Origin of the sequence: Mucilaginibacter sp. (genome assembly GCF_028288185.1) — a bacterium.
Classification (GTDB): domain Bacteria; phylum Bacteroidota; class Bacteroidia; order Sphingobacteriales; family Sphingobacteriaceae; genus Mucilaginibacter.
The window spans coordinates 1-26,176 of sequence record NZ_JAQBOF010000011.1; the positions used below are offsets into that span (position 1 = coordinate 1).

21 protein-coding genes and 1 tRNA gene are annotated in these 26,176 nt (G+C 40.9%); 12 read left to right on the forward strand and 10 right to left on the reverse strand.

Annotation, left to right across the window (positions count from 1 at the left end; translation table 11 throughout):
• The 4 genes from JWQ34_RS04885 to JWQ34_RS04900 all read right to left on the reverse strand — a co-directional run.
• On the reverse strand, nucleotides 1-181 hold a 181-nt coding region (locus JWQ34_RS04885), incomplete at its 3' end, for a DNA-binding protein (protein ID WP_299354733.1).
• Between the two features lie 684 nt (nucleotides 182-865).
• Nucleotides 866-1,873: a PDDEXK nuclease domain-containing protein gene (locus JWQ34_RS04890; RefSeq protein ID WP_299354735.1), complete on the reverse strand. Its 1,008-nt coding sequence runs from the start codon at nucleotides 1,871-1,873 to the stop codon at nucleotides 866-868.
• Complete coding sequence (locus JWQ34_RS04895) at nucleotides 1,870-3,135, reverse strand: site-specific integrase (protein ID WP_299354738.1); 1,266 nt, start codon at nucleotides 3,133-3,135, stop codon at nucleotides 1,870-1,872. Before JWQ34_RS04895 ends, JWQ34_RS04890 begins: the two co-directional genes overlap by 4 nt.
• A 502-nt stretch (nucleotides 3,136-3,637) precedes the next feature.
• Nucleotides 3,638-3,711 (reverse strand) — tRNA-Asp (locus JWQ34_RS04900).
• Nucleotides 3,712-4,524: 813 nt separating this feature from the next.
• Here JWQ34_RS04900 and JWQ34_RS04905 point away from each other — a divergent pair.
• On the forward strand, nucleotides 4,525-5,664 hold the full coding sequence (locus JWQ34_RS04905) for an acyl-CoA dehydrogenase (protein ID WP_299354741.1): 1,140 nt from the start codon (nucleotides 4,525-4,527) through the stop codon (nucleotides 5,662-5,664).
• A 45-nt stretch (nucleotides 5,665-5,709) separates the two neighbouring features.
• Complete coding sequence (locus tag JWQ34_RS04910) at nucleotides 5,710-6,939, forward strand: TlpA disulfide reductase family protein (protein WP_299354744.1); 1,230 nt, start codon at nucleotides 5,710-5,712, stop codon at nucleotides 6,937-6,939.
• A 78-nt stretch (nucleotides 6,940-7,017) separates the two neighbouring features.
• On the opposite strand, the gene JWQ34_RS04915 is transcribed toward JWQ34_RS04910, so the two are convergent.
• Nucleotides 7,018-9,063 (reverse strand): VWA domain-containing protein, encoded by a 2,046-nt coding sequence (locus JWQ34_RS04915; RefSeq protein ID WP_299354747.1) that lies wholly within the window; start codon nucleotides 9,061-9,063, stop codon nucleotides 7,018-7,020.
• 94 nt (nucleotides 9,064-9,157) lie between these two features.
• Between JWQ34_RS04915 and JWQ34_RS04920 the strand changes: the two genes are divergently transcribed.
• Both JWQ34_RS04920 and JWQ34_RS04925 read left to right on the forward strand, forming a co-directional pair.
• Nucleotides 9,158-9,727 carry a sigma-70 family RNA polymerase sigma factor gene (locus tag JWQ34_RS04920; RefSeq protein WP_299354750.1) on the forward strand — a complete coding sequence of 190 codons (570 nt, stop codon included), beginning with the start codon at nucleotides 9,158-9,160 and terminating at the stop codon, nucleotides 9,725-9,727.
• Complete coding sequence (locus tag JWQ34_RS04925) at nucleotides 9,717-11,504, forward strand: carboxypeptidase-like regulatory domain-containing protein (protein ID WP_299354753.1); 1,788 nt, start codon at nucleotides 9,717-9,719, stop codon at nucleotides 11,502-11,504. Before JWQ34_RS04920 ends, JWQ34_RS04925 begins: the two co-directional genes overlap by 11 nt.
• A gap of 5 nt (nucleotides 11,505-11,509) precedes the next feature.
• Here JWQ34_RS04925 and pepT read toward each other — a convergent pair whose 3' ends face one another.
• Nucleotides 11,510-12,763 carry a peptidase T gene (gene pepT / locus JWQ34_RS04930; protein ID WP_299354756.1) on the reverse strand — a complete coding sequence of 418 codons (1,254 nt, stop codon included), beginning with the start codon at nucleotides 12,761-12,763 and terminating at the stop codon, nucleotides 11,510-11,512.
• A gap of 74 nt (nucleotides 12,764-12,837) precedes the next feature.
• On the opposite strand from pepT, the gene JWQ34_RS04935 reads away from it, so the two are divergent.
• From JWQ34_RS04935 to JWQ34_RS04950, 4 genes are read left to right on the forward strand one after another with little or no spacing between them, the layout of a single operon-like run.
• The gene (locus JWQ34_RS04935; RefSeq protein ID WP_299354759.1) at nucleotides 12,838-13,563 is read left to right on the forward strand and encodes a hypothetical protein; all 726 of its coding nucleotides are present in this window, start codon (nucleotides 12,838-12,840) and stop codon (nucleotides 13,561-13,563) included.
• Between the two features lie 3 nt (nucleotides 13,564-13,566).
• Nucleotides 13,567-13,926 carry an MmcQ/YjbR family DNA-binding protein gene (locus tag JWQ34_RS04940; protein ID WP_299354762.1) on the forward strand — a complete coding sequence of 120 codons (360 nt, stop codon included), beginning with the start codon at nucleotides 13,567-13,569 and terminating at the stop codon, nucleotides 13,924-13,926.
• 43 nt (nucleotides 13,927-13,969) lie between these two features.
• Nucleotides 13,970-15,712, forward strand: a complete 1,743-nt coding sequence (locus JWQ34_RS04945) for a M14 family zinc carboxypeptidase (protein ID WP_299354765.1) — start codon at nucleotides 13,970-13,972, stop codon at nucleotides 15,710-15,712.
• Nucleotides 15,713-16,342: a rhomboid family intramembrane serine protease gene (locus JWQ34_RS04950; RefSeq protein ID WP_299354768.1), complete on the forward strand. Its 630-nt coding sequence runs from the start codon at nucleotides 15,713-15,715 to the stop codon at nucleotides 16,340-16,342. It begins immediately after the preceding gene.
• Here JWQ34_RS04950 and JWQ34_RS04955 read toward each other — a convergent pair.
• Complete coding sequence (locus JWQ34_RS04955; RefSeq protein ID WP_299354770.1) at nucleotides 16,311-17,300, reverse strand: hypothetical protein; 990 nt, start codon at nucleotides 17,298-17,300, stop codon at nucleotides 16,311-16,313. The two genes, JWQ34_RS04950 and JWQ34_RS04955, sit on opposite strands and share 32 nt — an antisense overlap.
• Before the next feature lie 185 nt (nucleotides 17,301-17,485).
• Between JWQ34_RS04955 and JWQ34_RS04960 the strand changes: the two genes are divergently transcribed.
• The 4 genes from JWQ34_RS04960 (at nucleotide 17,486) to JWQ34_RS04975 (ending at nucleotide 22,397) form a co-directional block, all read left to right on the forward strand.
• Nucleotides 17,486-18,034: a hypothetical protein gene (locus JWQ34_RS04960; RefSeq protein WP_299354773.1), complete on the forward strand. Its 549-nt coding sequence runs from the start codon at nucleotides 17,486-17,488 to the stop codon at nucleotides 18,032-18,034.
• A complete protein-coding gene (locus JWQ34_RS04965) occupies nucleotides 18,031-19,041 on the forward strand; it encodes a dipeptide epimerase (RefSeq protein WP_299354776.1) in 1,011 nt (336 codons plus the stop codon). The genes JWQ34_RS04960 and JWQ34_RS04965 overlap by 4 nt, the downstream gene beginning before the upstream one ends.
• Nucleotides 19,042-19,096: 55 nt before the next feature.
• Nucleotides 19,097-19,915 (forward strand): MBL fold metallo-hydrolase, encoded by an 819-nt coding sequence (locus JWQ34_RS04970; protein WP_299354779.1) that lies wholly within the window; start codon nucleotides 19,097-19,099, stop codon nucleotides 19,913-19,915.
• Between the two features lie 268 nt (nucleotides 19,916-20,183).
• Nucleotides 20,184-22,397 (forward strand): ATP-binding protein, encoded by a 2,214-nt coding sequence (locus JWQ34_RS04975; RefSeq protein WP_299354781.1) that lies wholly within the window; start codon nucleotides 20,184-20,186, stop codon nucleotides 22,395-22,397.
• A 299-nt stretch (nucleotides 22,398-22,696) separates the two neighbouring features.
• On the opposite strand, the gene JWQ34_RS04980 is transcribed toward JWQ34_RS04975, so the two are convergent.
• The 3 genes from JWQ34_RS04980 to JWQ34_RS04990 form a co-directional block, all read right to left on the reverse strand.
• Nucleotides 22,697-23,278, reverse strand: a complete 582-nt coding sequence (locus JWQ34_RS04980) for a DUF4142 domain-containing protein (protein ID WP_299354784.1) — start codon at nucleotides 23,276-23,278, stop codon at nucleotides 22,697-22,699.
• A 61-nt stretch (nucleotides 23,279-23,339) separates the two neighbouring features.
• Nucleotides 23,340-24,299 carry a D-2-hydroxyacid dehydrogenase gene (locus JWQ34_RS04985; protein ID WP_299354787.1) on the reverse strand — a complete coding sequence of 320 codons (960 nt, stop codon included), beginning with the start codon at nucleotides 24,297-24,299 and terminating at the stop codon, nucleotides 23,340-23,342.
• Between the two features lie 7 nt (nucleotides 24,300-24,306).
• Nucleotides 24,307-26,061: a lactate permease LctP family transporter gene (locus tag JWQ34_RS04990; RefSeq protein ID WP_299354790.1), complete on the reverse strand. Its 1,755-nt coding sequence runs from the start codon at nucleotides 26,059-26,061 to the stop codon at nucleotides 24,307-24,309.
• Between the last annotated feature and the right edge of the window lie 115 nt (nucleotides 26,062-26,176).

Here is a 26,176-nt window from a genome sequence, read left to right on the forward strand (position 1 = left end):
TGCCGTTATCTCTTAAGGTTTGCAAGGTATTATCTGATATTTTTAAGAGATTCTTTACCTGGTATGTTTTTAGCCATCTTTTAGGTTCTTGAAGGGTTTGACCTAATAATCCCCTGATTTGATTTAACAGGTTATTTCCAAATTCCTGTAGATCTTCTTTAGTGATAATTTCTGCTGCCATAGCTTTATTTTAATTGTAGTTCATTTCAGTTATTATAAGGCATTGATTTTCTGTGAAACCAGTAACCTGATACAAATTTGCTTTAAACAGCATCAGATTTAATCCGAGTTTATCCGAGTCGGATACAGGTTTTTTTAATTGTGTACGCAATGCGTACACAATTAAAATTTAAGAGTCCAAGCCGTTTAGCTTGATTAAATATCGACAATGATTACTGCTTGATTGGTTTTCTTGCTATCGCGGATATAGTACCGCTTCGAGAGTCGCATAAGTCAGTCCATTTATCAAATACATAATACTCGGCGATGGCCACCGTAAACAATCAATATAATAAATTGACGTTGGATGCCATAGTACTTCATCAAATTGTGCCCGCAGTGCGGGCACAATTCAAAATGTCGAGAAAAATCCCATTGTGTACGCGGTGCGTACACAATGGGGATCAAACAATGAAAATGAACTATAAGTTTTAATTGTGCAGACAGTGTCTGCATAACTGAGGCATGACTTTGGACATTGTGAACACACTGCGTTCACAATGTGATAATTGTTATCAGACTGAAATAGGGAAAATGGATCGACGTTTTTTTGGCTGGTTATAATTTTGAAATCACAATCTGTGACGTCAAAATCCAATGAATATTGGTGTAAATGAATTGGGCACACGGTGTGTGCCCAATTCATTTATTCATTCTCCGTATCCTTTTGTTTAAGGATTTCATTGTGAATCTCCCTGGATAATTGCTCTGCAGTAGGTAGGTAAAGCTGATATTTGCTTGCAAAAACATTGCTGTTTTCCGGAAGAGTAAACTTTACAACTGTATCGTTTTTTTCCAGGCAGAGCAAAATTCCAACCGTAGGACTTTCATGAGCTAATTTCTCAACCCGATCATAATAATTAACGTACATCTGCAATTGGCCCAGGTCTCCATGTGTTATCTTGTGGGTTTTTAGTTCGATGATAACAAAGCATTGCAGCAATCGGTTATAAAATACCAGGTCAACAAAAAAATCATCCCCATCAAGATGGATACGTTTTTGCCTTGCTACAAATGAAAAGCCATTGCCCAACTCCAGCATGAACTCTTGGAGATGCTTGATCAGCGCAGATTCAAGATCTTTCTCGTAGTAGGCAGCCTCTGGCTTCAAACCTAAAAATTCAAGTACCAAGGGATCTTTGATGATATCTTTTGGTTCTGCCGGTTGCTTCTCATTTCTCGCGACTGAAAGCACAGTTTCCTTGTCCTTACTTAGAAGCAGCCGTTCATAAAGCTGGCTTCCTATTTGTCTTTCCAACTGCCTTGCTGTCCAATTATTTTTTATGGTCTCTCCTATATAAAACCCTCTTTTTTCGGCTACATCTATACTTAATAGAGATCGATAGTGTGTCCAGCTCAATTGTGCACGCAGTGCGTGCACAATTGGAAAGCAGCGAAAAAACTGCCTGAACATATTTAAATTTCTTGTCGAAAATCCGCTGCCAAATTGTGGCTGTAACTGCTCCGATAGATAGCCAATGAGGCGTTCCCCGTAAATTGCTCTTTCCTTACCATGTTGCTCCTCTTCGAAAATGCGTTTACCTATATGCCAATACATAACCACCCGTTCATGGTCTACAGCGCGTACAGCTGATTCTCTGGCTGTATTTATGATCGACTGAATATCGTTGATAATTGATTCATTCAAATTCATGCTAATTCCTCCTCTGCTAATTCGCCTTCTACAATTTCTTCCTGCTCCTTTAATCTCGTCTTTAAAGCGTGCATATCGCGGTTAACTTTTTTGTCTTTCATCTTCGCATAAATTTGAGTAGTTGTCAATTTAGTATGTCCAAGCATTTTACTGACTGTTTCAAGCGGAACATCATTCTCCAGCGTTACCGTAGTTGCGAATTTATGGCGGGCAATGTGCGTGGTTAAAACTTTGGCAATGCTGGCAAGGTCACCGATCTCTTTTAGATAAGCGTTCATCTTCTGGTTACTTTTGACCGGGAACAGTTTATTCAGTACGGTTCTGCACTCATGGTCCTTATATTTTTCAATAAGTTCCATGGCCTGGGGGATTAGCGGAACGTTGGCGGTCACATACGTTTTAGTCCGTTGTGTTTTGATCCAGGCAACTTTGTCTTTTCCAATGAAGATATGCTGCGGCGTAAGCTTTACCACATCGACAAAAGCATAACCCGTGTAGCAGCAAAATAAAAAGGTATCCCTGACTTCTTCCAGTCGCTTGATCGTAAATGGATGGTTGGCGAGTTGATGTATTTCGTTCCATTCCAATTCTTCACGATGAACTTTTTTATAAGTACACTTGAACAGATTAAATGGATTCGTCCTGATCCACCCATGGTTGAACGCCAGGTTAACAACTTTTTTAAGATTCTTCATATACCGCATAGCGGTATTGTGTTCAATACCATCTTCGGTCTTTAGGTACATTTCAAATCCTGTGACGAACGCATAGTCAATAGACTCCAGGTAGATGTCCGGTTTTTTAAATCTGTGCTGGATATAATCTGCTGTTTTTGACCGGACAGTATTATACTTGGTCAGCGTGGCTTTTACAAAGTCTTTCCCTACCAGTTCTTCGACGCTTTTATTATGCTCATCAAACACTTCCAGCAACATCCGCTGAGGAGCATCCTCGCCAGCGTACCGCTGCTTGATTTTTTCCACGGTGATAAAATCATCGGATTGCTTGAGATCATGGAAGGCCATATAGACGTCATTGTTAACCGTAATGATTTCCTTGTTGATTTGCTTTACTTCCTGCCCGGAGCCTTTTACCAAACCCGCCTCCGGGTCCCATTTGCCGGGATCGACTTTACGGCCCATTGAAATTTCCGCCCTTTTGCCCAGATAAGTAATTCTTGCATAGAGGGGAACATTACCTTTTGCATCTGTTTTTCTTTTGTCAGCCCAGATGAGAACTGAGAACCTTTGTGTGCTTTTCATACCACGTTTGATTTTAAATTGTTTAACTGCATTAATTTTGAGTTCAAATGAGCCCTTTTGAGGCCATTTTTGTCATATTAAGTGCCTTAAAACCAACTGTTTACCTTGTAATTCGGTGACCTAAATCCTGTCTGCCAAATAGGTCACCGAAATGGTCACTTTTTGGCAGAAAATTCACCCGGTCCCAAATGGTCCCGAACCCTCGGACCCTAACCGATGAGGTCATTTGAGACGGGTTGATATCGCCCGAATTTCACGGTTCCAATAAGCCAGAATCCTGCGTAGTTTTGAGGTGTTTTTAACTCAAAATTTATGGCATTAACTAATTGAATACCACTTAGTTAACGTCAATTTGTGGCTAAATTAGTGTTTAGAAACAGGCCGCCGAATAGGTCACCTGGGTGAGTCATAAAACCTGAGTAGTTTTGCGATTTTTTGAGCAAAAAAAAACGCTTAAACCATTTTGATTTAAGCGTTTTAAAGAGCGTTGAGGCTCTTTTAGCGGAATGGACGGGACTCGAACCCGCGACCCCATGCGTGACAGGCATGTATTCTAACCAGCTGAACTACCACTCCGTTTGGGATGGCAAATATACCCTTCATTTTTTATTACACAAGCTATTTTTTAAAAAAAATATTAAAATGCACATTTCTAGCGTCCTAACATATATTTGTTCTATTTAAAGTTATAGTATAATACTTTATTCTGTATTTAAAAAAGCACGAAACTGTATACAATAACGGAAAAATGCACACCTTTTATACAACGAACCAACCCCGTTTTAATAGATCCCTCTAAAAAACCCAGATAAAGAAACATCAAAATAATAACAAACCTTGCGTAAGGTCTCTATACGGATATCAATTTTACCCGATTCAAGCCTTGCAATATTAATGTTTGTATCAGAATAAAATTTCTCCTGGGTTACTTGGTTCTGCCTTCTCAGCCTTTTTATCTGTAGTGAAATTTTGCGCTTAAAGGCATTGTCAGAGTTGTCAAGATATTCAAAATCAGTCAATAACATGATATGGCGGTAATTATGGTTTTATATCAGAAAACAAAAGCTAACTTTTATAATGCTAAAATAGTATAAATTTTACGGAATTTTATTTTTAAATTCAGACGAATAAGTCATTGTTCCTATGGCCTAATGGCAATACATTTGCTATATCAAAGCGCCCTGCATCTACCTGTGAAACTTTATGTAGGCACAAACGTATAAGTGAATTCTCAGACACCCAAGCTGGGGTTTTTTGTTCTTTGTTTTGGGTTTAATCAATAGTTTAAATTAATTAGGGGAAAGGGAGCTTCAAAAGAGCTCTCTTTTTTTTGACTTAATTTTTTGCTATGCATGCATAATAATTATATATTTACTTTTTCCCTTGCATATGTATTTTGAACTATCCGAAGAACAATTAATGATACGCCAGGCAGCGCGCGATTTTGCTCAAACAGAGCTAAAGCCTGGAGTAATTGAGCGCGATGAGCATCAAAAATTCCCAGCCGAACAAGTGAAAATGATGGGCGAACTTGGGTTTTTAGGCATGATGGTTTCGCCGCAATACGGCGGTAGCGGTATGGATTCCATATCTTATGTATTGGTAATGGAAGAGCTTTCAAAAATCGATGCCTCTGCATCAGTTGTTGTATCAGTAAACAACTCATTGGTTTGTTACGGGTTAGAGAAATATGCTAACGAGGCCCAAAAACAAAAATATCTTATACCCTTAGCCAAAGGCGACGTAATTGGCGCTTTCTGTTTATCAGAACCCGAGGCTGGGTCCGATGCTACGGCACAAGCCACTACGGCAATTGATATGGGCGATCATTATCTGCTTAACGGTACAAAAAACTGGATAACCAATGGCGGTACCGCATCAACCTATTTGGTAATGGCACAAACCAATGCCAGCAAACGCCACCACGGTATAAACGTGTTGATAGTAGAAAAAGGTATGAAAGGATTTACCGTAGGTGCCAAAGAAAACAAAATGGGGATTCGTGGGTCTGATACACATTCGTTACATTTTAGCGATGTTAAAGTACCTAAAGAAAACCGCATTGGCGAAGAAGGATTTGGGTTTAAGTTTGCCATGAACACTTTGGAAGGCGGACGCATTGGCATTGCTGCACAGGCGCTGGGCATAGCATCGGGCGCGTATGAATTGGCGCTGGCTTACTCGCAAGAGCGCAAGGCATTTGGTAAAACCCTGGCCGACCTGCAAGCCATACAATTTAAACTGGCGGATATGGCTACTGAAATTGAAGCTTCGCGACTATTATGTTTAAAGGCCGCCTGGTTAAAAGATAATGATCTGCCATACGCACAAGCCAGCTCTATGGCTAAGCTATATGCATCGCAAACAGCTATGAAAACCACCATAGAGGCCGTACAAATTCATGGCGGCTATGGCTTTGTAAAAGAGTATCATGTTGAACGTTTAATGCGCGATGCCAAAATAACCCAGATATATGAGGGCACTTCAGAAATTCAACGAATTGTCATATCCCGCGAGGTATTGAAATAACCAGCTGATTTTTATTTAATTTTGATAAACATCAAATTTATCCAAATGAAAATCAGATCGCTGCTAACTATACTCGCTCTTACTTTATCGTTGCCATTTACCTATGCGCAAACAACTCTTAAAGCAGGGGTATGGCGCGGCGTAACCAAAACAGCCAAAGGCGTTGAGATCCCTTTTAATTTCGAGATAAGCACCGTTGGCCGCCAAACGCAATTAGCTGTAATTAATGGCACCGAACGCATTAAAGTAACCGATATAAAATATAAGGGCGACTCTGTTTTTATACGTATGCCTTTGTTCGATTCGGAGTTTAGGTTAAAGCATGTTGCCGGTAACCTGGTTGGCCGTTGGACCAAAAATCTGGGCGATAAGTTTGTGTCGATGGCTTTTATGGCCACACCTAATACTACCTGGCGCTTTAAAACCCTGCAAGAACCCGCGTTTAATATTACCGGCAAATGGGCCGTGCCTTTTGGCAAAGCGCCTAAAATAGATCCAACAGTAGGAGAGTTTAAACAGGTTGGCTCCAAACTTACCGGCACATTTCTATCAACCACCGGCGATTATCGTTATCTGGAAGGCGTTGTTAGCGGTAACAAATTATATCTATCTTGTTTTGATGGCGGTCATGATTATTTATTTACCGCTACTATCAATGGAAACAAAATAGTTAACGGTAAATTTTATGCAGGTTTAACTAGTGTTGATGATTGGAGCGGCGTAAAAAATGCCAATGCCAAACTACCTGATGCTTACTCGCTTACCGAACTTAAACCGGGGTATAAAAAACTGGCTTTTACTTTTAAAGATGTTAACGGCCGTAAAGTTTCTTTAACCGATAGTCGCTTTAAAAACAAAGTTGTTATTGTACAGATACTAGGCTCATGGTGCCCTAACTGTATGGACGAGACCGCTTATATGGTTGATTATTATAAAAGGTTTCACCCAAAAGGTGTTGAGGTGATTGGCCTGGCTTATGAGCGCACAAAAGATTTTGCAAAATCGCAACGAACAGTAAAGCAATTACAAAACAGGTTTAATATCCCCTATCCGCTATTGATAACCGGTTATACGCCAATTAACGGCGACCCGGCTAAAAGTCTACCCATGATGGCAAAAGTATTAGGTTTCCCAACAACTATTATTATTGATAAAAAAGGCAACGTACGTAAAATACATACCGGCTTTAGCGGCCCGGGTACTGGCCAACATTACATAGACTTTATTACCGAATTTGAACGCATGACCCTGCACATGCTGAACGAGCAAGGATAATATAAATTAGCCGGGAGATATTTCGCTCACCGGCTAACAAGGTTTAGGTATAAATTCTTTAACAGTTAGGCTGATGATCTATTTTTGATAGTTAACAGCCGTAACTTCTGTTGTCTTCATCATATTCTTAGTGCTTTCGGCAAGGCGGATAAATTCTGCACGGTAGCCATCCTCATCATTTCCTTTGGCTTTTTTAGCCATAGTTATCAATTGCTCGAAATTGGCGTTTTGCTTAAACTGCGAATCGCGCAGCAATAAGCCATATTCGGCTACTGCGACGGCAAACTTAAAATCATCAGATGTTTTCTTCAGGTCAAGTGGCTTATCCGCTACCACTACAGATTCCATTTTGCTTATATCCCCATCTGGTTCTTTGTACCTGAATTTGATGGTCATCACTTCTGACGATGTGTTATTGGCGTTGGCTTTCTTATCCGGTTTTTGATATTTCAACGGATCAACACTTGTGCTAAAACCGTCTTTTATACCTGCCGGGATAATTTCATACAGCGCGGTAACGGTATGACCCACGCCCATATCGCCTGCTGTTTTTTTATCGTTATTAAAATCCTCTTTTGCCATAAGGCGATCCTCGTAACCCAACAATCTGTAAGATTGTACTTTAGCCGGGTTAAATTCTACCTGCATCTTTACATCTTTGGCAACAGTAAACAGTGTGCCGCCAAACTCGTTAACCATTGATTTTGTTGCTTCGGTAATGTTATCTATATAGGCATAGTTACCATGTCCTTTATCGGCCATTAACTCCATTTTGCTGTCTTTATAATTACCCATGCCAAAACCCAGTATGGACAGACTAACATTGCTGCCGCGCTCATCTTCAATTAACTGTACCATATCTTTATTGCTTGACGGGCCAACATTAAAATCACCATCGGTAGCTAATATGATACGGTTATTACCTCCCTTTATAAAATTTTGCCGGGCTATTTGGTAGGCGGTTATAATACCTGCGCCTCCCGCAGTACCACCGCTGGCATACAACTGGTCAATAACGGTCTTAATTTTTTCTTTTTGACTAGCGGGGGTCGATTCTAGTTTTACACCCGCCTGGCCTGCATAAACCACAATGGCAACATTATCAATTGGGCGTAATTGGTCAACCAGCATTTTCATTGATGTTTTAACCAGAGGCAGCTTATTGGTCATGTCCATAGAGCCCGATACGTCTAATAAAAACACCAGGTTTGAGGGTGGCAATTTATCTAACTTTACTTCTTTGGCTTTTAGGCCGATGCGTACCAATTGGTGCTGTGGGTTCCACGGCGCGGTAGAAAGCTCGGTCTGTATAGCAACCGGGGCTCCTCCTTTAGGCGTAGGCAGATCATATTTAAAATAGTTTATCATCTCTTCAATACGTACCGCGTTTTTTGGCGGTAGCTGGCCGTTATTAATAAAGCGGCGAATATTGGCGTATGACGCGCCGTCAACATCAACCGCAAAAGTAGAAAGCGGAGTTGTAGCTGGATCCTCGAACTGATTTTCTGAGATATGGCTATATGATTCTGTTCCCGGTGCCTGGTAGGCATAATCAGACCTTACATTGGAGTTATAAGACAACCCACGAACATTCACCGAGCTACGATTACCAGCAGCACCAAAAAAGTTATTCCCCGTGTTTTGCCCGGTTGCTTTGCCCTGGAGTAATTGCCCTACATTCCCTACCGGATGGTCCTGAACTTCTTTGCCTGTTATGATATACGACGCCCCGGTAGTTTGGTCGCGATTACGTTTAACATAACCGCGAATCACCACCTCATTAAGTGCTTTGCCATCTTTTGCTAAACCAATATTAAGTATTGTTTGTCCGGGTTTAAGCTTTATAGTTTGCGGCACATATCCCTGGTAGGTAAATACAAGTGTTGCAGTATCATTAACCACTACGCTATATTTTCCGTTAATATCTGCCTGGGTTAACCATTTGCCATTCAAACCAACCGTTGCTGCCGCCAGAGGTAGGCCTGTAGCGGTTTCTGTTATTTTACCGGTTACTGTTATTAAATTATTATGGCGAGCGATGGTTATTATGCTCGTTTTAGCAGCCAGTGGTGTAAAGCCGGTAAAGCTTACGACAGCTGTCAACAGGATCAGATAATTTCTCATAATTATATTTTTAAGATTTATGGATTTACCCCTGTATGATGCATCTTATTATAGATTTCCATAAATCATAAAAAAAAATTATTTTGTGCTCTTCATGAACTTTCTAAAAAGCCAAAGCAAACCCAACAATACAGCCGATGAAGGGCTATTACTGGAGTACAAGCAAACGGGCAACCTGGCATCGCTTGCGGCTTTGTATGAAAACTATATGCATCTGGTCTATGGCGTTTGTTTAAAGTATTTGCACGATGAAGAGTTGAGCAAAGATGCCGTCATGCAGATTTTTGAAGAGTTGATAACCAAAGCGGCAAAGCATGATATTAAACAATTTAAACCCTGGTTATATGTACTGAGCCGCAATTTTTGTTTGATGCAAATACGTTCGGGTAAAAAGCTACAGACGGAATCTTTACCCGATTTTATGGAATTTGCTGATGACGCACATCTTAATTACGAAAGAGAAGAAGATATAACAGCATTAGAGCGTTGTAAAGAAAAACTGCCAGCGGCACAAAAAGTAAGCATCCAGTTGTTTTACATGGATGAGAAATGTTATAAAGAGATTGTTGATGATACCGGGTATAGCATGAACGAAGTAAAAAGCTATATCCAAAACGGAAAAAGAAATTTAAAAATTTGCCTGGAAAAGAACCGTGAGCGCTAAAGATCCAAACATAGCTAAAATTGGCAAGTACCTTAAAGGGCAGCTTGATGCCCGTGCTATGCACAGCGTTGAGCGCGAGGCACAAGACGACCCGTTTTTAATGGATGCGCTGGAAGGGTATGAAATTACAGGTAAAGATCAGGAAAGGAATTTAATTGAGTTAAAGGAGCGATTGGCCAACCGCATTGCATCTCAAAAAGAACGCAGTATTTTACTGTGGCGCGTTTTACCTATCGCAGCTTGCTTGCTAATTATGTTTGGTGCGGGTTATTGGTTCTTTTCGGCTGTGCCGGATAAAGTTCAATATGCAAATGTGGTAAAACCGGATATAAGCATAAAAAAAACGGACACGATCATTAAGCCTTCCAGCCCTATTGCAAAGGCGAACGTTAAGAGCATCGCGTCTAAAAAACCTGATTTAAAATCGCCGGACCTAATTGCAGCAAACAAAATCACTGTATCTAGGACCGACCTGCCCCTAATTGTACGCGATACCACCAAATTGGTGGCGGATAACCTGGCTATTAATATAAGTAAAGAAGTTCAGGACCATCCGGTAGGAAATGTTGAAAATTTATTACAGGGTAAAGTTGCCGGGCAAAATACACAGCGTAATTATTTTGGCGCGCTGGGCCAGCGCGGCTCTGTTAATATTCGCGGTTTATCGGGTGATAGTACAAATACTAATTATACGTACAAAGCACCCGCTACCAAACCAGTCTTTGGTTCGCAATTATCATTTTATGGTTCAAAGGCAAGCCCGACAACCAATATGATAACCGGCAAAATATTGGATGTTGCTACCCGCGAACCTCTGGCTGCAACAACCGTTGGTATACCGGGAAAAGGGTTAACCCAGGCAGATATAAACGGAAAATATAGCGTAGTGGTTAATGATACTGCAACACTTGTATTTACCTACCAGGGATATGTGCCACAAACTATAAAGCTTAAACCCGGACAAAAAAATCTAAATATCAACTTAATTGCAGATAATAAAAATCCTTCGGGAACTGTAATCCGCGGCTACGTTAAACGCAAGTCTGATGAAACAAAAGGAGTTTCGTACATTATCACAGGTAAAGAAGTGCAGGATAACCCCGTTGGCAATGTAGACCAATTACTCCAGGGCAAGGTTGCCGGGTTAAATATTCAAAACAGGGCTAGTATAAAAAATAGTTTAGTTACCATAACGGGTAAAGTAACAAACAAAGATGGGGCTCCGATTCAGGGTGTAAGAATTGGTACTTTAGCGAAAGGGTTTGCACAATCTGATACCGGCGGCAGATACCGTATTGTTGCAAATATTGATTCTCCGTTAACATTTGTCTCTTTAGGCTATCGCACACAATCAGTTAAACTTAACCAGGGACAGGCTACGGCAGATATAAAATTGGAAGAGCAACAAAACCAACTTGCCGAGGTAAGCGTCCATGGCTATGTTAAACGCAGTCGTGATCAAACTACCGGCGCTTCTTACATCATCACTGGGAAAGAAAAACCATGTAAAGAAAACGCTAGGTTTAAACGACGGTTCTTTAAAAAAATAACCATCGCAGAGCAGTATGTTTCTGAGCATGCAAATGAAGATAGTGCATCAATAAAAATAAAAGGTGGCAAGTTTTTACGGGCCTTAAAATTTATTAAGAAACGTGTACCAGTATCATTCCCTACAGACAAAACTGTCATTGGCTATTCTGATCTTAAAACCTTTAGCCAAAATAAAAGCGAATGGTTAAAATGGTATGAGGCTAATAAGTGCAATGATCTAAAGTAGAAATATTAACTTTTCTCTTCCCAAACCATGCATAAGTGCAAAATGGTATCAACCGCTTTTTGCATATCCTGTACAGATACCCATTCCTCCTTGCCATGAAACGCGTGTTCGCCGGCAAAAATATTAGGGCAAGGCAATCCCATAAACGATAGCCTTGAGCCATCTGTACCGCCGCGTATACTGCATAGTTTGGCATCAAGCCCGGCACGTTTAATAGCCTCCATACCATATTCAACTATTTGCGGGTGTTGGTCAAGTATTTGTTTCATGTTACGGTATTGCTGCTTAATCTGTAACTCGTAGCTCGAGCCGGGGAAGTCCTCTAAAACCTCAGTCGCCAGTTTTTTGAGTTCGTTAGCATACCTTACCAGGTTTTCTTCCTCGAAATCGCGAATAATAAAATCAATGGTGGCCTGCTCAACATGCCCGCTTATGCCAACCGGGTGGATAAACCCTTCCATACCCTCTGTGTTTTCGGGCGATAGCTCATAGGGCAGCATGGTTACAATTATCGAGGCTATTTTTAAAGCGCTCTCCATTTTGCCTTTCGCAAAACCTGGGTGCGAACTTATGCCGTTGATGATCAGCTTAGCGCCATCGGCGCTAAAAGTTTCGTTTTCTATATTACCCGCGCTTTCGCCATCTACAGTATAACCGGCGTATGCACCAAGTTTTTTAATATCAACCTTATCAACCCCGCGTCCAATTTCTTCATCAGGAGTAAACAATATTCGGATGTCGCCATGTTTAATTTCGGGGTGATTAATTAATTGGTAACAGGCATCCATAATTTCGGCTACGCCGGCTTTATTATCAGCACCCAATAAAGTGGTGCCGCTGGCTGTTACAATATCATTGCCCAATTGATTTTTTAAATCGGGGTGTTCACTCATCCGCAATACCTGCGATGGGTCATCCGGCAAAATAATATCATCTCCCTGGTAGTTTTTATGGATAATGGGTTTTACATCCTTTCCACTGCAATCGGGCGAGGTATCCATGTGCGAGCAAAAGCAAATTACCGGCACATTTGGCTTAATAGTATTGGCAGGTATGGTTGCATAAACATAGCCGTACTCATCCAAATGTGCATCTTTTACCCCAATTTGCAGCAACTCATTAACTAAAAGTTTACCCAGGTTTTTTTGTTTTTCGGTTGATGGATATGAATTTGATTCAGGATTTGATTGCGTATCAATACTTACATAGCGTAAAAAATTTTCTGCAACAAAATAGTTTAAGGCAGGTTTAAAGTTCATATATTTGTTTATATTGGTACATGCTTAGCTTGGTTAATAAGATACAGGCGTAAAGATTGATTAATTTTTGATTTTTGAAAAAGTTTTTACTATTATTTATTCTCGGTTGTTCCTCATTAGTCCTGAAAGCGCAGGATAGTTATAACTATTCGCGTTATGGGATCGGTTTTTTTGCCAGCTATAATTTGCCTTATGCCGATTTAAAGATAGCTAACCAGGGCAAAACATATAATATTACTGGATATTATAATTTAACACCATATATGCCCCTGGGAGCCGAATTCCAATTTGGCCAAATTTCTGGCGGAAGCACCACGTTAGATCAGTCTGGCCGCCAATACGACAATCGCTACAAGGCATTTATTATACATGGCGATTTTGCCCTGGGCGAAGCCATAGATTACGATGGAAATTTTTTTCTTACTCTGGTAAAAGATCTGTATGCAGGTACCGGGATTGGCGTTATCAGCAATAATATGGCCTTTATACAACGTACAAATTTATTCGCCACCGGCTACCCCGTTGGCACCTATGTTTTCCCCGGCCCAAACAAAAGTTTGAATTTAATAGTGCCTATCCGTTTTGGATACGAATTTAAAATATATGATGCCTTCGACGAGCCATTTATAGGCCTTAATATTGGCTATATACATAACATAACGTGGGGCGAAGGTTTGGACGGCTATAAAGACCCGCCAAGCGGGTTTAAAAACAACTCGCCCGATCAGTATCGGCAAATCATTGTGGGTATAAAAATAAACTTTGGCTCCTCTATTCCGTACACAAAAAAAATTAATTAATAGTTGAACATAGAAGAACTGCGCGACCATTGCCTGGCAAAACCGGGCGTTACCGAAGGGTTTCCGTTTGGTGAGGATACGCTGGTTTTTAAAGTTGGCGGCAAAATTTTCCTGATCACCGGCCTGGATCAGGGCGATCGTTTTAATGTTAAATGTGACCCCGAACTGGCGGTTGAATTGCGCGAACGCTATACCGAAATACAACCCGGCTATCACATGAATAAAAAAATGTGGAACACCGTTTTCATGACCGGATCTTTAACCCGTAAACAGCTTCTCGATATGATAGATCATTCTTATGATCTGATTGTAAAAAGTCTCTCTAAAAAAATCCGGTACGAAATTACCGGCGTTTCCGAATAATCCTTACCTTAAAGGGCGTAATTATTTTGCTTAGATCATATTCATGAAAATATTTGTATTTGCCCTGGCTGCCTGCTTAACTATTGGTGCTGCAAAAGCCCAGTTAACCCCCTTCGAGTTAAGTAAGGATAAAAACTATACCGCAACCTATCCCGAAGTTATTGGCTATTACAACAAGCTAGCTAAGACAAACCCGCAGATGAAACTGATCAACTACGGCATGACCGATATTGGCAAACCGTTGACATTGGTTGTATTGTCGCACGATAGGGTATTTGATCCGGGGCTGATTAAAAAACAAAACAAACGTGTGTTATTAATTAACAACGGCATACATCCCGGCGAGCCGGAAGGCGTTGATGCCAGCATGATGTTTGCGCGCGATTTGCTTAAAAAGAATGCATTGCCTAAAAATGTGGTGATTTGTATTGTTACCCTTTATAATATTGATGGCAGCATGAACCGTGGCCTGAGCCGCATTAACCAAAACGGGCCAAGTGCCTATGGCTTTAGAGGCAACTCACGCAACCTTGATCTGAACCGCGATTTTATTAAAGCCGATAGCCGCAATACCCTGGCATTAGAAACCATAATAAATACGTGGCGACCCGAAATATTCCTGGATAATCACACCAGCGATGGGGCAGACTACCAATATGTAATGACGCTGATAGAAACGCAGAAAGACAAACAAAACCCCATACTGGCCGAATACACATCTAAAATACTATCGCCTGAATTGTATAAGCGGATGAAAAAAAGCGGCTTTGAAATGACGCCCTATGTAGAGAGCGAAGATGAATCGCCGGATGGTGGTATTATTAGCTTTTTAGAAACGCCCCGCTTTGCAACCGGATATACATCGCAACATAACATCATCAGCTATATTACCGAAACACACATGTTAAAAGAGTTTAGTAAGCGTGTTTATGCTACGTATGATTTTATGCAGGCTTTGGTTGATATTAACGAGCGCGATGCCAAACTAATTGGCGAAGTAAAAGCCAAAGCCGATGAACAGGTTAAGCAACAAAAAACATTTGCCCTAAACTGGGATGTCGACACGAAAAATTATGATACCTTAACTTTTAAAGGCTATACCGCCGACTATAAACCAAGCGAAGTAAGCGAATTACCCCGCCTGTATTATGACCGAAATAAGCCCTATACAAAAACCATAAAGTATTTTGATAACTACATAGCTACAGCAACGGCAGATAAACCGGTGGCTTACATCATTCCCCAAGCATGGGGAAAGATAATAGACTTATATAAGCTAAACAAAGTAGCCATGCGCCAGTTGGCGCACGATACCACGCTTTACCTGCAAATGTATTACATAGCCGATTACAAAACCGGTCAGCGACCTTACGAGGGGCATTACCTGCATAGCAGCGTAAAACTTACTCCAACCAGCATGAAGATCAAATTTCATGCTGGCGATTATGTGGTTTATACCAACCAGTCGCTTAACCGTTTTATTGTTGAGACTTTAGAACCGCAAGGCGTAGACTCCTACTTTGCGTGGAACTTTTTCGATTCGGTGTTGGCATCAAAAGAAGGATATTCGCCTTATGTTTTTGAAGATGTTGCTGCCGAGTTACTTAAAAAAGACCCCGGACTGCGCAAAAGGCTGGATAATGAAAAGTTAAAGGACCTGGCACTAGCCAAAAGCGCATCCGCCCAGTTAAATTTTGTTTATCATAATTCGCCGTATTTCGAAAAAACATATCTTCGCTACCCGGTAGGCCGCTTGTTGGTAAATATCAAACTCGATTTAAAATAAATGGAATATATAAATCTGGCTCCAGTGGCCTCGTTCATCTTTGTTATTACTATTGGTGTTTCGTTATTAGCTTTCAGTAATGAGAGTCTATATGGCAAAATGATGCTGCATCCTTACAGTGTATCACGTAAAAAAAATGTATTTACCTTATTAACCAGCGGGTTGATACATAAAGACTGGATGCACCTATTGTTTAATATGCTATCTTACTATTTCTTTGCTTTTCAGTTAGAAGCATACATCGGGCATTGGCAATTCGGAGTATTATACATAGCCAGCTTAATATTAAGCGACCTGCCATCGGTAGCCAAACATAAAAACGATTATTGGTACCATAGTCTAGGCGCATCAGGGGCAGTTAGCGCGGTAGTTTTTAGCTATATCCTATACTCGCCAATGAGCAAAATGATGATCATACCATTGCCTATACCTATCCCGGCTATTTTATTTGGAGTGTTGTATTTGGTTTATTGCCATTATGCCTCAAAATATTCACGCGATAATATTAATCATGATGCGCATTTATTTGGTGCTTTATGCGGCGTGTTTATCACCATTATTTTAAACCCGGCAATAATTCCAATATTTATACACCAGATTAGCGGGGGAGCGCAATCGATGCTGCATTAATGGCATTGCCATCGGCATCAAATAAAAAGCTCACGGGCTCTTCGGGGTTTTTAATAATCTCTAAAAGCAGGAAGCCCCAGTTTTTCCAGAAATTCTCCAACACCTGTCCGTAAATTTTATTTTGCCAATGGTCAAAAAGCGGTTTGCTGCTCATACCGCGTAGCGGCATGGCTTCAATAAATAACTCCTCGCCAACCGGCAGTAAATTATACTCGGGCAAACGGTTAAACAAATAAGCCGAATAAAATACCCGTCCGCTAAATTCTTCAAACTGTATGGGATGTAAGGTTTGTTCGCTTATCTTTTCAAACGTTTCTTTATGATATTGTTTGTTGGCGCCATTGTCCTGGAAACAAATGATCAACCCAAAATCTTTTATTCGTAAAGCCAGTGTAAGCGTATTGATCTCATCGCGATAGCCAAACTCCTGCTCGTTATTATCTACCTTAAATAAAAAAATACTGTAAGGCGTAAAATCCTCAAAAAACACGGGCAGGTTAATGCTCTGCAGCATTAAATGCAGGTTACTAAATTTATGGATAATGGATTGCGAAATATTAAACTCTTCGCCCTGCGCGTATTGCTGGCGAATGCCGGCTTGGATCTCGTTAAATATTATCCCATAAAGCAGTTTGCCCGCCCATTGAAAAAGCTTTAATTCATCGAGCGCTTTAATAGCATCGTATCCGCCATTAAAGGCTTCGGCTATTTCTGTCTCCAAAGGCTCTAAAAAGGCTTCGTTAACACCGGCGGCACATGGCAGCCTAATATCCTTATAAGTAGCCATACTCTCGTCTAATAGCTTAAAAGGCTTATCCTCCAAACCGTAAAAACTCATTAGCCATTGTGGAAAAACCTGAATCTTCTCTTCTTCACTATTAAGCGTTTGTCCGGTTAAAAAGCAAACCTTATTGCTAAAGTTCGATGTATCAAATGGTGCGTATATTTTTACAGGCATTTTATAAATAAATTAAGCCTCACCCTAAATCCTTCTCATTTGGAGAGGGACTTCGATGCATGACGTTTAAAAGTCCCTCTTCTTTGGAGAGGGATTTAGGGTGAGGCAAACGCCATGCATAATTACGCCGCTAAGATAGCCATCATTTTAAAAGAATAATTTAGCTTTGACATTATGTTTTGCTTATGACCAACCGGCTTAATGAACTTTCGGATAATGAACTGCAGCTATCAGCAAGCTCGGTGTTTAATTACGTGCACGCCGGTGGCGTTTCGGGCGAAAAAACAAACACTCCTGCACTGCTTGGCGACTATAAAGCAATCCATAACGCGTACTTAAACTTGTATAAAAGCAGTGATGATGAAGCCGTTAAAACCGAAGTCTTAAAAAGATTGGTGTTTTTAAACTGGTATTATATTGCCGAGCCTAACCTATTAACCGGGATAACCGAGCTGGATGAAGATACCATGTATGACGCTTACGAAACATTGAATGGCCTGTTGCAGGCCGATAAGCTGGACGATGAGTTTAAGTGGATGCTGGGCTTTTACAGCAAGTGGGACTATACCATTTTTCAATTCTCTGAAGATGGCCTTGACGAGCTTACCGCTTTTGTAAAACAAAATCGCTGGATGGCGAAAGAGCCGCCGGCAAAAGAGTTGATAGAAGGCAAAATGGATAATCGCGGGCAAATGGGTAAATACTTAAAGGCGCTGAGCGATACCATATTATGAAACTAACTTGGCAGCCCTTCGAGCTTGAGCTAAAGCACCCGTTTACCATAGCGAAGTTCTCGCGCACCTCCACCCCGCTGATGTTGGTTAATATAGCGCACGAAGGCTATATAGGCTATGGTGAAGCCTCCATGGTACCCTATATGGGCGAGAGCCATGAAAGTGCGGCGGCGTTTTTAGTTAAGGTTGATGTCGATCAGTTTAAATTTCCCTTTGATTTTGCAGCGATAATTAATTACCTGGATAGTATTGCACCCGGCAACCCCGCTATTAAAGCGGCTATTGATATTGCCCTGCATGATCTGGAAGGCAAGCTGCGAAACAAACCCTGCTGGCAATTATTTGACAGCAGCCCTGCTTTAATGCCTGTAACCTGTTATACTATTGGTATGGACGCGCCGGACATCTTCCTGCAAAAAGTTAAAGAAGCTGCCGGCTTTAAAGTAATAAAAGTAAAATTGGGCCGCGATAGCGATAAAGAACTGATCAATATCATCCGCTCAGTTACCAATGTACCTATTTATGTAGATGCCAACCAGGGCTGGACAGATCGTAGCAAAAGCCTGGATATAATCTATTGGCTGCAAGAACAAGGCGTAGTTTTGATAGAGCAACCTATGTTAAAAACCGATATAGACAATAATGCCTGGCTAACCCAACACAGCCCCATACCCATTATCGGCGATGAAAGTGTACAGCGCCTGCCTAATGTTGAAAATGCGAAAGGAGTGTATCATGGCATCAATATAAAGCTTATGAAATCTGCCGGGATGTATGAAGCGCATCAAATGATACTGAAAGCCAGGGAACTGGGATTAAAAGTATTAATGGGCTGCATGAGCGAAACCAGTTGCGCATCATTAGCCGCAGCCGCGCTTGCCCCTTTGTGTGATTGGGCTGATATTGACGGGCCGTTTTTAACCACCAACAACCCCTATAAGATGCCCACGTTTGCTGATGGTAAATATGTATTGAGCAATAGGCCGGGACTAGGACTAATGCTTTAAATAAATTTGAGCGATAAAATTTTAATCCTCATCTAAAACAGGTTAATTTGTATTAATGTCATTATTTGTAGCCTCATTAAATTCCGGAAGCAATGGTAACTGCTATTACGTTGGTAATGAGCATGAGGCGGTGTTGGTTGATGTTGGCATATCCTGCCGCGAAACCGAGACCCGCATGGCACGCCTGGGTTTATCTATGCGCAAAGTGAAGGCCATTTTCGTATCGCATGAACATTCGGACCATATACGGGGTATAACCGTGCTGGCCAAAAAGTATCAATTGCCGGTTTATATAACCCCGCTTACCCTGCTTCATGGTGGGTTAAGATTGGATGAGGGTATGGTAACTGATTTTACGCCCGACCACCCCATCCGCATTGGCGAATTAATAATTACCGCTTTCTCTAAACTGCATGATGCCGTGCACCCGCATAGTTTTACCGTTGCCTGCGGCGATATTAAAGTCGGTATTTTTACAGATTTAGGCGCAGTGTGCGAAAACCTTATCCTGCACTTTCAGCAATGCCACGCGGCTTTCCTGGAAGCCAACTATGATGAAGAAATGCTGGAGAATGGCAGTTATCCTTACCATTTAAAACGCCGGATCAGGGGCGGTAAGGGCCACTTATCTAATAAAGAAGCACTCGCCTTGTTTATTGATTACAAACCGACCTACATGAGTCACCTGTTTTTATCGCACCTGTCAAAAGACAATAACGACTCCACCTTAGTACACAACTTATTTAATACCCACGCCCGCGGCGCCGAGATAATTGTAGCATCGCGCTATCACGAAACGGCTGTTTATCATATCGTTGGATTAAATGTGTCGGCTTATGCGCCGCTGGCAAACATTCAAACCAGTTTGTTTTAAAAAATCTTCCAATTTCATTAATAAAGTATTAGTTAAATAACAGGGGCTAATCCTTTAAAACAGCCTTAATTAATTACATATTTTCTTTCTGGCTATTCTGTAAATTAACTAACAGTTACAGCAATTCCTTTCTAAATTATTTGCACTTGGCCTCAATGTTTTTTATAAAAAATGTTTTGTAGCTTTATATGCAAAGGCCATATCTGTCTATTAATCCCTAATCAATTTAAACAGTAAACCATTTCAACTTTTTATCCGTATACTAAGCATGAAGGTATCTCTGCAGCAAGGTGTTAAACAACGCGTTACGTCATTACTAGACGAAGCGTACACTTGCAGAACCAATAATTTAAAGCGAAGTACCGAGCTTGCTCACCAGGCACTGGTTTTGAGTAAAGATTTGGATGATACAGCATTAATAGCCAAAAGCCTTAGTCATTCTGCGCTCTTCGCTATGATATTAGGCGAATATGAGCGAGCGCTCAGCATGTCAGCCGATGCCATTAAACTTTTTGAAGAATTAAATGACGACAAAGGCATAGCCGATGCCAAGTACAACATAGCAGGCGTATATTATAAAACCAACAACTACCATCTGGGCCTGGTTAATTTGGTTGATTGTATTAACACCTATCGTAAATATAACGACTTTCATAATTTGGCCCGGTCGCATAAATCACTAGGTACCGTATATGAATATTTTGGCGATGAAAAAAATGCCATACAAACTTATGAGGATTCAATAGAGGCGGCTAAAAAAGCTGGCGATCTTAACCTTGAATCAAACGCTTATAACCCCCTTTCAGGCGTCTACCTTAAAAAACAACAAATAGCAAAGGCTGCCGAATTGATAGAAATGTCAATAGACATGAAAAATCAAACCGGCGATGTTCGCGGATTAGCGTTTGCTTATTACGGCCGGGGTAAAGTATATACGGCACAAAAAAGGTTCGGGTTGGCTGAAGATGATTTTAAGGCATCCATAAAGATCCATCTGGATATGGGTGAAACCCTGGGGCTGGGGATGGCGTATCATAAACTGGCATCGCTGTATGTTGAGATGGGGCGGTTGGATCAGGCAAAAGAAATATTAGAAAAAGGACTTAATTTCAGTACGAAATATCAATTATCAATGGTTAAGTTTAAATGCTACCATTTGTTTTATGAAATTTTGAAACTGGAAAATGACCCGGTTAACGCGCTTACGTTTTTAGAACTATATCTTAAAGAACGTGAAAGCGTAATTAACGCCCAAACTCTTAAAGTTATTGAGAATTACGATCTCATTAACAAAATGGAAGCGATTAAAAAAGAGGCGCAATTACAGCTTGAAAAAGCCGAGATCATTGAGAAAAAGAACCATGCCGAGCAGGCCGCTATTGTAAAGCAAGAGTTCCTATCGACCATGAGCCATGAGATACGGACACCCTTAAACGCTGTAATTACTATAGCCGCCTTATTAACGGATAGGGTGGACAAAGAAGAGCAGGAGTTGATCAGCGCCCTGCGTTTTGCTTCAAACGGCTTATTATTACTTATTAATGATATTCTTGATTTTACCAAGCTGGATGCCGGAAAAAGCATCCTTGAAATGCACCCCGCTAATTTTAAACAATTACTGGATAATATAAAGAAAACATACGAAAGCCTTGCACGTGAAAAAGGCCTGAAACTTAATTTGATTGTTGATGACGGTATTGCCGATTCATACCAAATGGATGAAACCAAAATAGCGCAGATATTAGGTAACCTGGTTACCAACGCTATAAAGTTTACTTATTTTGGCGAAGTTGACATAATTGTAGAAAAGCTGGGCAGTATTGAATGCGATGATGAACTTCGCTTTAAAGTTAGAGATACCGGAATAGGTATAGCCGAAAATTATCTGGATGACATTTTTGAAAGCTTTTCGCAGCCAAAGTCAATTACAACCCGTAAACAGGGGGGATCAGGCCTGGGGCTAGCCATTGTTAAAAAACTGGTTTCATTATATGGCAGCAATGTCATTGTAAAAAGCAAGGAAGGCATAGGCTCCAGCTTTCATTTTGACCTGAAGCTTAAACGCGCCGAAAGACCCAATAAAGTATTTTCAAAGTTTACAGATAGCCTGCAGGGTAAAACCGTATTGCTTGCCGAGGATAATGTGATCAATGCTATGGTAATTAGCAAATTGTTGGCTAATTGGAAAATAACCGTTGAGCCGGCCAAGAATGGATTGGAAGCCGTTGAAAAATCAAAACAAAAAATATTCAATTTTATTTTGATGGACATACACATGCCCGAGATGGATGGCTTTCAAGCTACTAAGATCATTCTTTCTTCAACAGATAACCCAAATAACAAAACGCCAATATTTGCATTAACTGCCGACGTAACAGCCGAATATCAAAATGAATATCATTCTTATTTCAATGGGTTTTTAAGAAAACCTATTGAGCTGGATAAACTATATGATGCATTAATGAATAATATACCGGTTTAAAGCGAGCGCTTTACCTTTTTTTGTTTACATCTAAAGAGAGCGGGGGCATTAAAAAAGGAGAAGTCCGCTAAAACTTCTCCTTCTAAAATTAACTGATCTCATTATTCTCATAAAGAACGAATTGGTTTAGTCCGATTGTAACAAGGCCACAAAGTTATATAATCCTATCGACTTAGTAGAATAAAATTGATTTTTCTTTAATTTTTATCATTTTTTCTTGATTTTCGTTTGTTTTCAATCAAAAAAGCACATAATCGCCTTGATTATGTGCTTTTTTTAAGATTTTTTCAATAAAATGATTATTTCATGCCTGATTTAATCTTATTTATATTATCCAGGTGCCCTTTTATGGTCGGCAATGTTTTGTCAACAAAAGCTTTTAGGTCCGCGTCTTTTATTTTTTTGGAACCATCTTCAAACATGTCAACGGTGGCTTTATGGTCGGCTACCATTTTATCCACGTAAGCCTTATCAAAATCAGCGCCTGATTTTTTAGACAGGTTCATCACCACTTTCTTTGAATCTGCATTCAGTGAATCGGGCAGCGTAATGTTCTTTACCTGAGCCACTGCTTTTAATTCGCCTGCTGCTTTGGTATGGTCCATCACCATCATATCGGCAAACTCTTTTACTTTGGCGTTGGTTGCTTTTACTATAGCCAGCTTACTCAACTCAATTTCTGTCATGCCGCCATTAGCCGCGTCAACCGCAAATTTGGCATCATCGGCAACAACCGCTATGCCCGTTTTACCGGTAGTAGTGGTGTCTTTTACTTTGTTTACACTATCAGCCGCAGCGGTGCTATCTTTTGGTCTGCTGTTGCATGCCTGGAACATCAATCCGGCAGTTGCGATCATTAAAATTGAACTTAACTTTTTCATAGGTTTACTTTTTTTTGCTTTTTAGGTAAACCGTCTGATAATTAATATGTTTCGATAAGTTTTATTTATTAACCACATTAACCGGCACCCCATTCATAAACGCCTCAAGATTACTCACAACGGTATTCATTAACCGCGCCCTGGCTTCTTTGGCGGCCCATGCAATATGTGGGGTTATAATGCAATTTTTAGCAGTAAATATAGGGTTATCGGCAGGTGGTGGTTCTTTCGATAATACATCAATACCTGCGCCGGCAATGATATCATTTTTTAACGCATCGGCCAGGTCGGCATCATTAATAATTGGGCCACGTGAAGTATTTATTAGAAACGCGGACGGTTTCATCTTCTTCAAATTCGCTGCATTAATCAGGCTTTGCGTCTCGGGCGTTAAAGGGCAATGGATACTTATCATATCCGATTGTTGCAGCAATTCATCCAAGCTTACCCATTTAAAGTTTTCGCGGTGCGATTGATCGGTTTGTGTTCGGCTGCTTGCTATAACATTCATATCAAAAGCCGCAGCAATATCAGCAACCTTTTGGCCGATGGTACCAAAGCCGATAATACCTAATGTTTTACCCGCCAGCTCTATCAAAGGATAATCCCAAAAACAAAAATCAGCAGATCTGGCCCATTTACCATCAATTACCGCATCGCTATGTTTTTGTACATGCAGACAAAGTTCCAGCAACAAAGCAAAAACAAACTGGGCAACAGCGCCTGTACCATAGCCGGGTACGTTACTTACTATTACTCCCTTTTGTTTACATACATCTGTATTTACAATATTATAGCCGGTGGCTAGTACGCCAATATATTTTAGATCGGATAACTGATTAAGCGTAGCTTCGTCAAGCGGAGTTTTGTTGGTTAATATGATATTTGCGCCTAAGCACCTGCCGACTATTTGATCGGTTGGCGTTCTGTCATATATAACAACATCACCCAGGCTATTCAATGCATCCCATGACAAATCGCCGGGATTAAGGGTATATCCATCCAGTATTACTATTTTCATATTAATTTTAAGCTGATGTTTTTTTGCCGGTTAATTTAATTACGGCTATAAATATAGCTATAACCAGCGTGGTTAGTATTAACCAAACATACCCTGGCGTTGCCGGATTTACAGGCAGTGGCCCAACTATCCCCGTAGAAGATATTGGCGGGGGAATGATCCAGGTATACCAATACGCCTGGCCAAAAACAATCAGGCATAAAAAAAGCAGGATAATAAAGCTGTGTTTAATGGTAAACCGAAACAGGGCCGATTCTTTTCCCACCAAATTACCCGCCGCGGCAGCAACAGCTATAGATTGCGGCGATATCATTTTACCAACCACCCCACCCGAGCAATTGGCCGCTACGGTAACAACCGGCGCGACTCCGATTTTAGTGGCCGTTACATATTGTAGCTTAGCAAACAAGGCTGTTGAGGCAGTATCAGATCCAGTAATAAACACGCCCAGCCAACCCAGTATCGGCGCAAAGAATGGGAAGAACACACCCGTTTGAGCCAGCAATACGCCTATGGTTGTGGTAATGCCTGAGTCGTTTACAATATAGGCAAAACTTAAAACAGACATAATGGTAATGATAGGAAACTTTAACTGTTTCATAGTCTCACCAAATACGGTTATGCCCTCGCGGTAAGTTAACCCAATGACAGGGATAGCCGCTAAAGCCGAAAAGAATACCGCCGTGCCCGCTGCGGATAAGTAATTGAATTTAAAGATATGTGCCAGCGGGACACCCTTTGAGTCGGCTATGGCATTATGCAATCCGGGTACTGCAAATTGCAGTTGGCCTTTGGCATTCAAAAACTCTTTTACCGGCGGCAATCCCCAGGTTAAAATAATTACGGTCAACAGCAAAAATGGCGACCATGCGGTAACTATTTGGTTAATGCTATAACCATCCTTTACTACGGGTAAAGGCCGTTTTTCATTAACGAAGCGCCATATTGTTTTGGGTTTCCAGAATCTTAAAAATACCACCAGGCATACAATAGAGCCAATGCCCGCGATAATATCAGGCAGTGCAGGCCCAAGGAAATTAGAGGTGAGAAACTGTAGTACAGCGAAAGATCCGCCTGAAACCAAAATAGCCGGCAATACTTCCATAGATTTTTTAAAGCCCGACATTAGCATTACCAAATAAAGCGGCGTAAGTAAGGATAGGATGGGTAACGTCCTGCCTATCATTTGTGAGATCTGCATTTCATGCAGGCCCGAAACCTGTGATGCCACCGCGATAGGTATACCTACCGAGCCAAATGCAACCGGCACTGTATTGGCTACCAGACATAAGCCGGTGGCGTACATGGCATCAAACTCCAGGCCCACCAACATGGCCGCGGTTATTGCTACAGGTGCGCCAAAGCCTGCTGTACCCTCTAAGAATGCGCCAAAAGAGAAAGCAATTAGCATAGCTTGTAAGCGCCTGTCGGTAGTAATGGCGGCCATTGAATGCTTAATGATCTCGAACTGTCCGCTTTTAACAGTTAGGTTAAACAGGAAAACCGAGCTGATAACGATCCAGCAAATAGGGAAGAACCCATAAACCGCGCCGTTGGCGACAGATAGAAATGCCAGTTTAAACGGCATACCATAAACTGTTAACGCTATAATAATAGACACCGCGCAGGCCATCAAGCTGGCTTTATAGCCTTTTGTTTTTTTGACGATCAATGCCCAAAAAATAACCAATACGGGCACCATTCCTACTAAGGCAGAAAGAGTTAGGTTATGTAGCGGATCAAGGGGTTGTATCCAAGTCATAATAATTGGTGAGATAAATCTAATAAATATTTCAGATAAAACCCGTTAACCTGCAATCAACCGTACCGCGTACAATTTAAACTTAGCTTTAAAAAGGCAAGTTTAATAGCCGTCT

Bases quoted from the DNA above. Each gene is read 5' to 3' on its own strand.
- JWQ34_RS04890 (WP_299354735.1), bottom strand. From the start codon at position 1,873: ATGAATTTGAATGAATCAATTATCAACGATATTCAGTCGATCATAAAT.
- JWQ34_RS04895 (WP_299354738.1), bottom strand. From the start codon at position 3,135: ATGAAAAGCACACAAAGGTTCTCAGTTCTCATCTGGGCTGACAAAAGA.
- JWQ34_RS04905 (WP_299354741.1), top strand. From the start codon at position 4,525: ATGTATTTTGAACTATCCGAAGAACAATTAATGATACGCCAGGCAGCG.
- JWQ34_RS04910 (WP_299354744.1), top strand. From the start codon at position 5,710: ATGAAAATCAGATCGCTGCTAACTATACTCGCTCTTACTTTATCGTTG.
- JWQ34_RS04915 (WP_299354747.1), bottom strand. From the start codon at position 9,063: ATGAGAAATTATCTGATCCTGTTGACAGCTGTCGTAAGCTTTACCGGC.
- JWQ34_RS04920 (WP_299354750.1), top strand. From the start codon at position 9,158: ATGAACTTTCTAAAAAGCCAAAGCAAACCCAACAATACAGCCGATGAA.
- pepT (WP_299354756.1), bottom strand. From the start codon at position 12,763: ATGAACTTTAAACCTGCCTTAAACTATTTTGTTGCAGAAAATTTTTTA.
- JWQ34_RS04945 (WP_299354765.1), top strand. From the start codon at position 13,970: ATGAAAATATTTGTATTTGCCCTGGCTGCCTGCTTAACTATTGGTGCT.
- JWQ34_RS04950 (WP_299354768.1), top strand. From the start codon at position 15,713: ATGGAATATATAAATCTGGCTCCAGTGGCCTCGTTCATCTTTGTTATT.
- JWQ34_RS04955 (WP_299354770.1), bottom strand. From the start codon at position 17,300: ATGCCTGTAAAAATATACGCACCATTTGATACATCGAACTTTAGCAAT.
- JWQ34_RS04960 (WP_299354773.1), top strand. From the start codon at position 17,486: ATGACCAACCGGCTTAATGAACTTTCGGATAATGAACTGCAGCTATCA.
- JWQ34_RS04965 (WP_299354776.1), top strand. From the start codon at position 18,031: ATGAAACTAACTTGGCAGCCCTTCGAGCTTGAGCTAAAGCACCCGTTT.
- JWQ34_RS04970 (WP_299354779.1), top strand. From the start codon at position 19,097: ATGTCATTATTTGTAGCCTCATTAAATTCCGGAAGCAATGGTAACTGC.
- JWQ34_RS04975 (WP_299354781.1), top strand. From the start codon at position 20,184: ATGAAGGTATCTCTGCAGCAAGGTGTTAAACAACGCGTTACGTCATTA.
- JWQ34_RS04980 (WP_299354784.1), bottom strand. From the start codon at position 23,278: ATGAAAAAGTTAAGTTCAATTTTAATGATCGCAACTGCCGGATTGATG.
- JWQ34_RS04985 (WP_299354787.1), bottom strand. From the start codon at position 24,299: ATGAAAATAGTAATACTGGATGGATATACCCTTAATCCCGGCGATTTG.
- JWQ34_RS04990 (WP_299354790.1), bottom strand. From the start codon at position 26,061: ATGACTTGGATACAACCCCTTGATCCGCTACATAACCTAACTCTTTCT.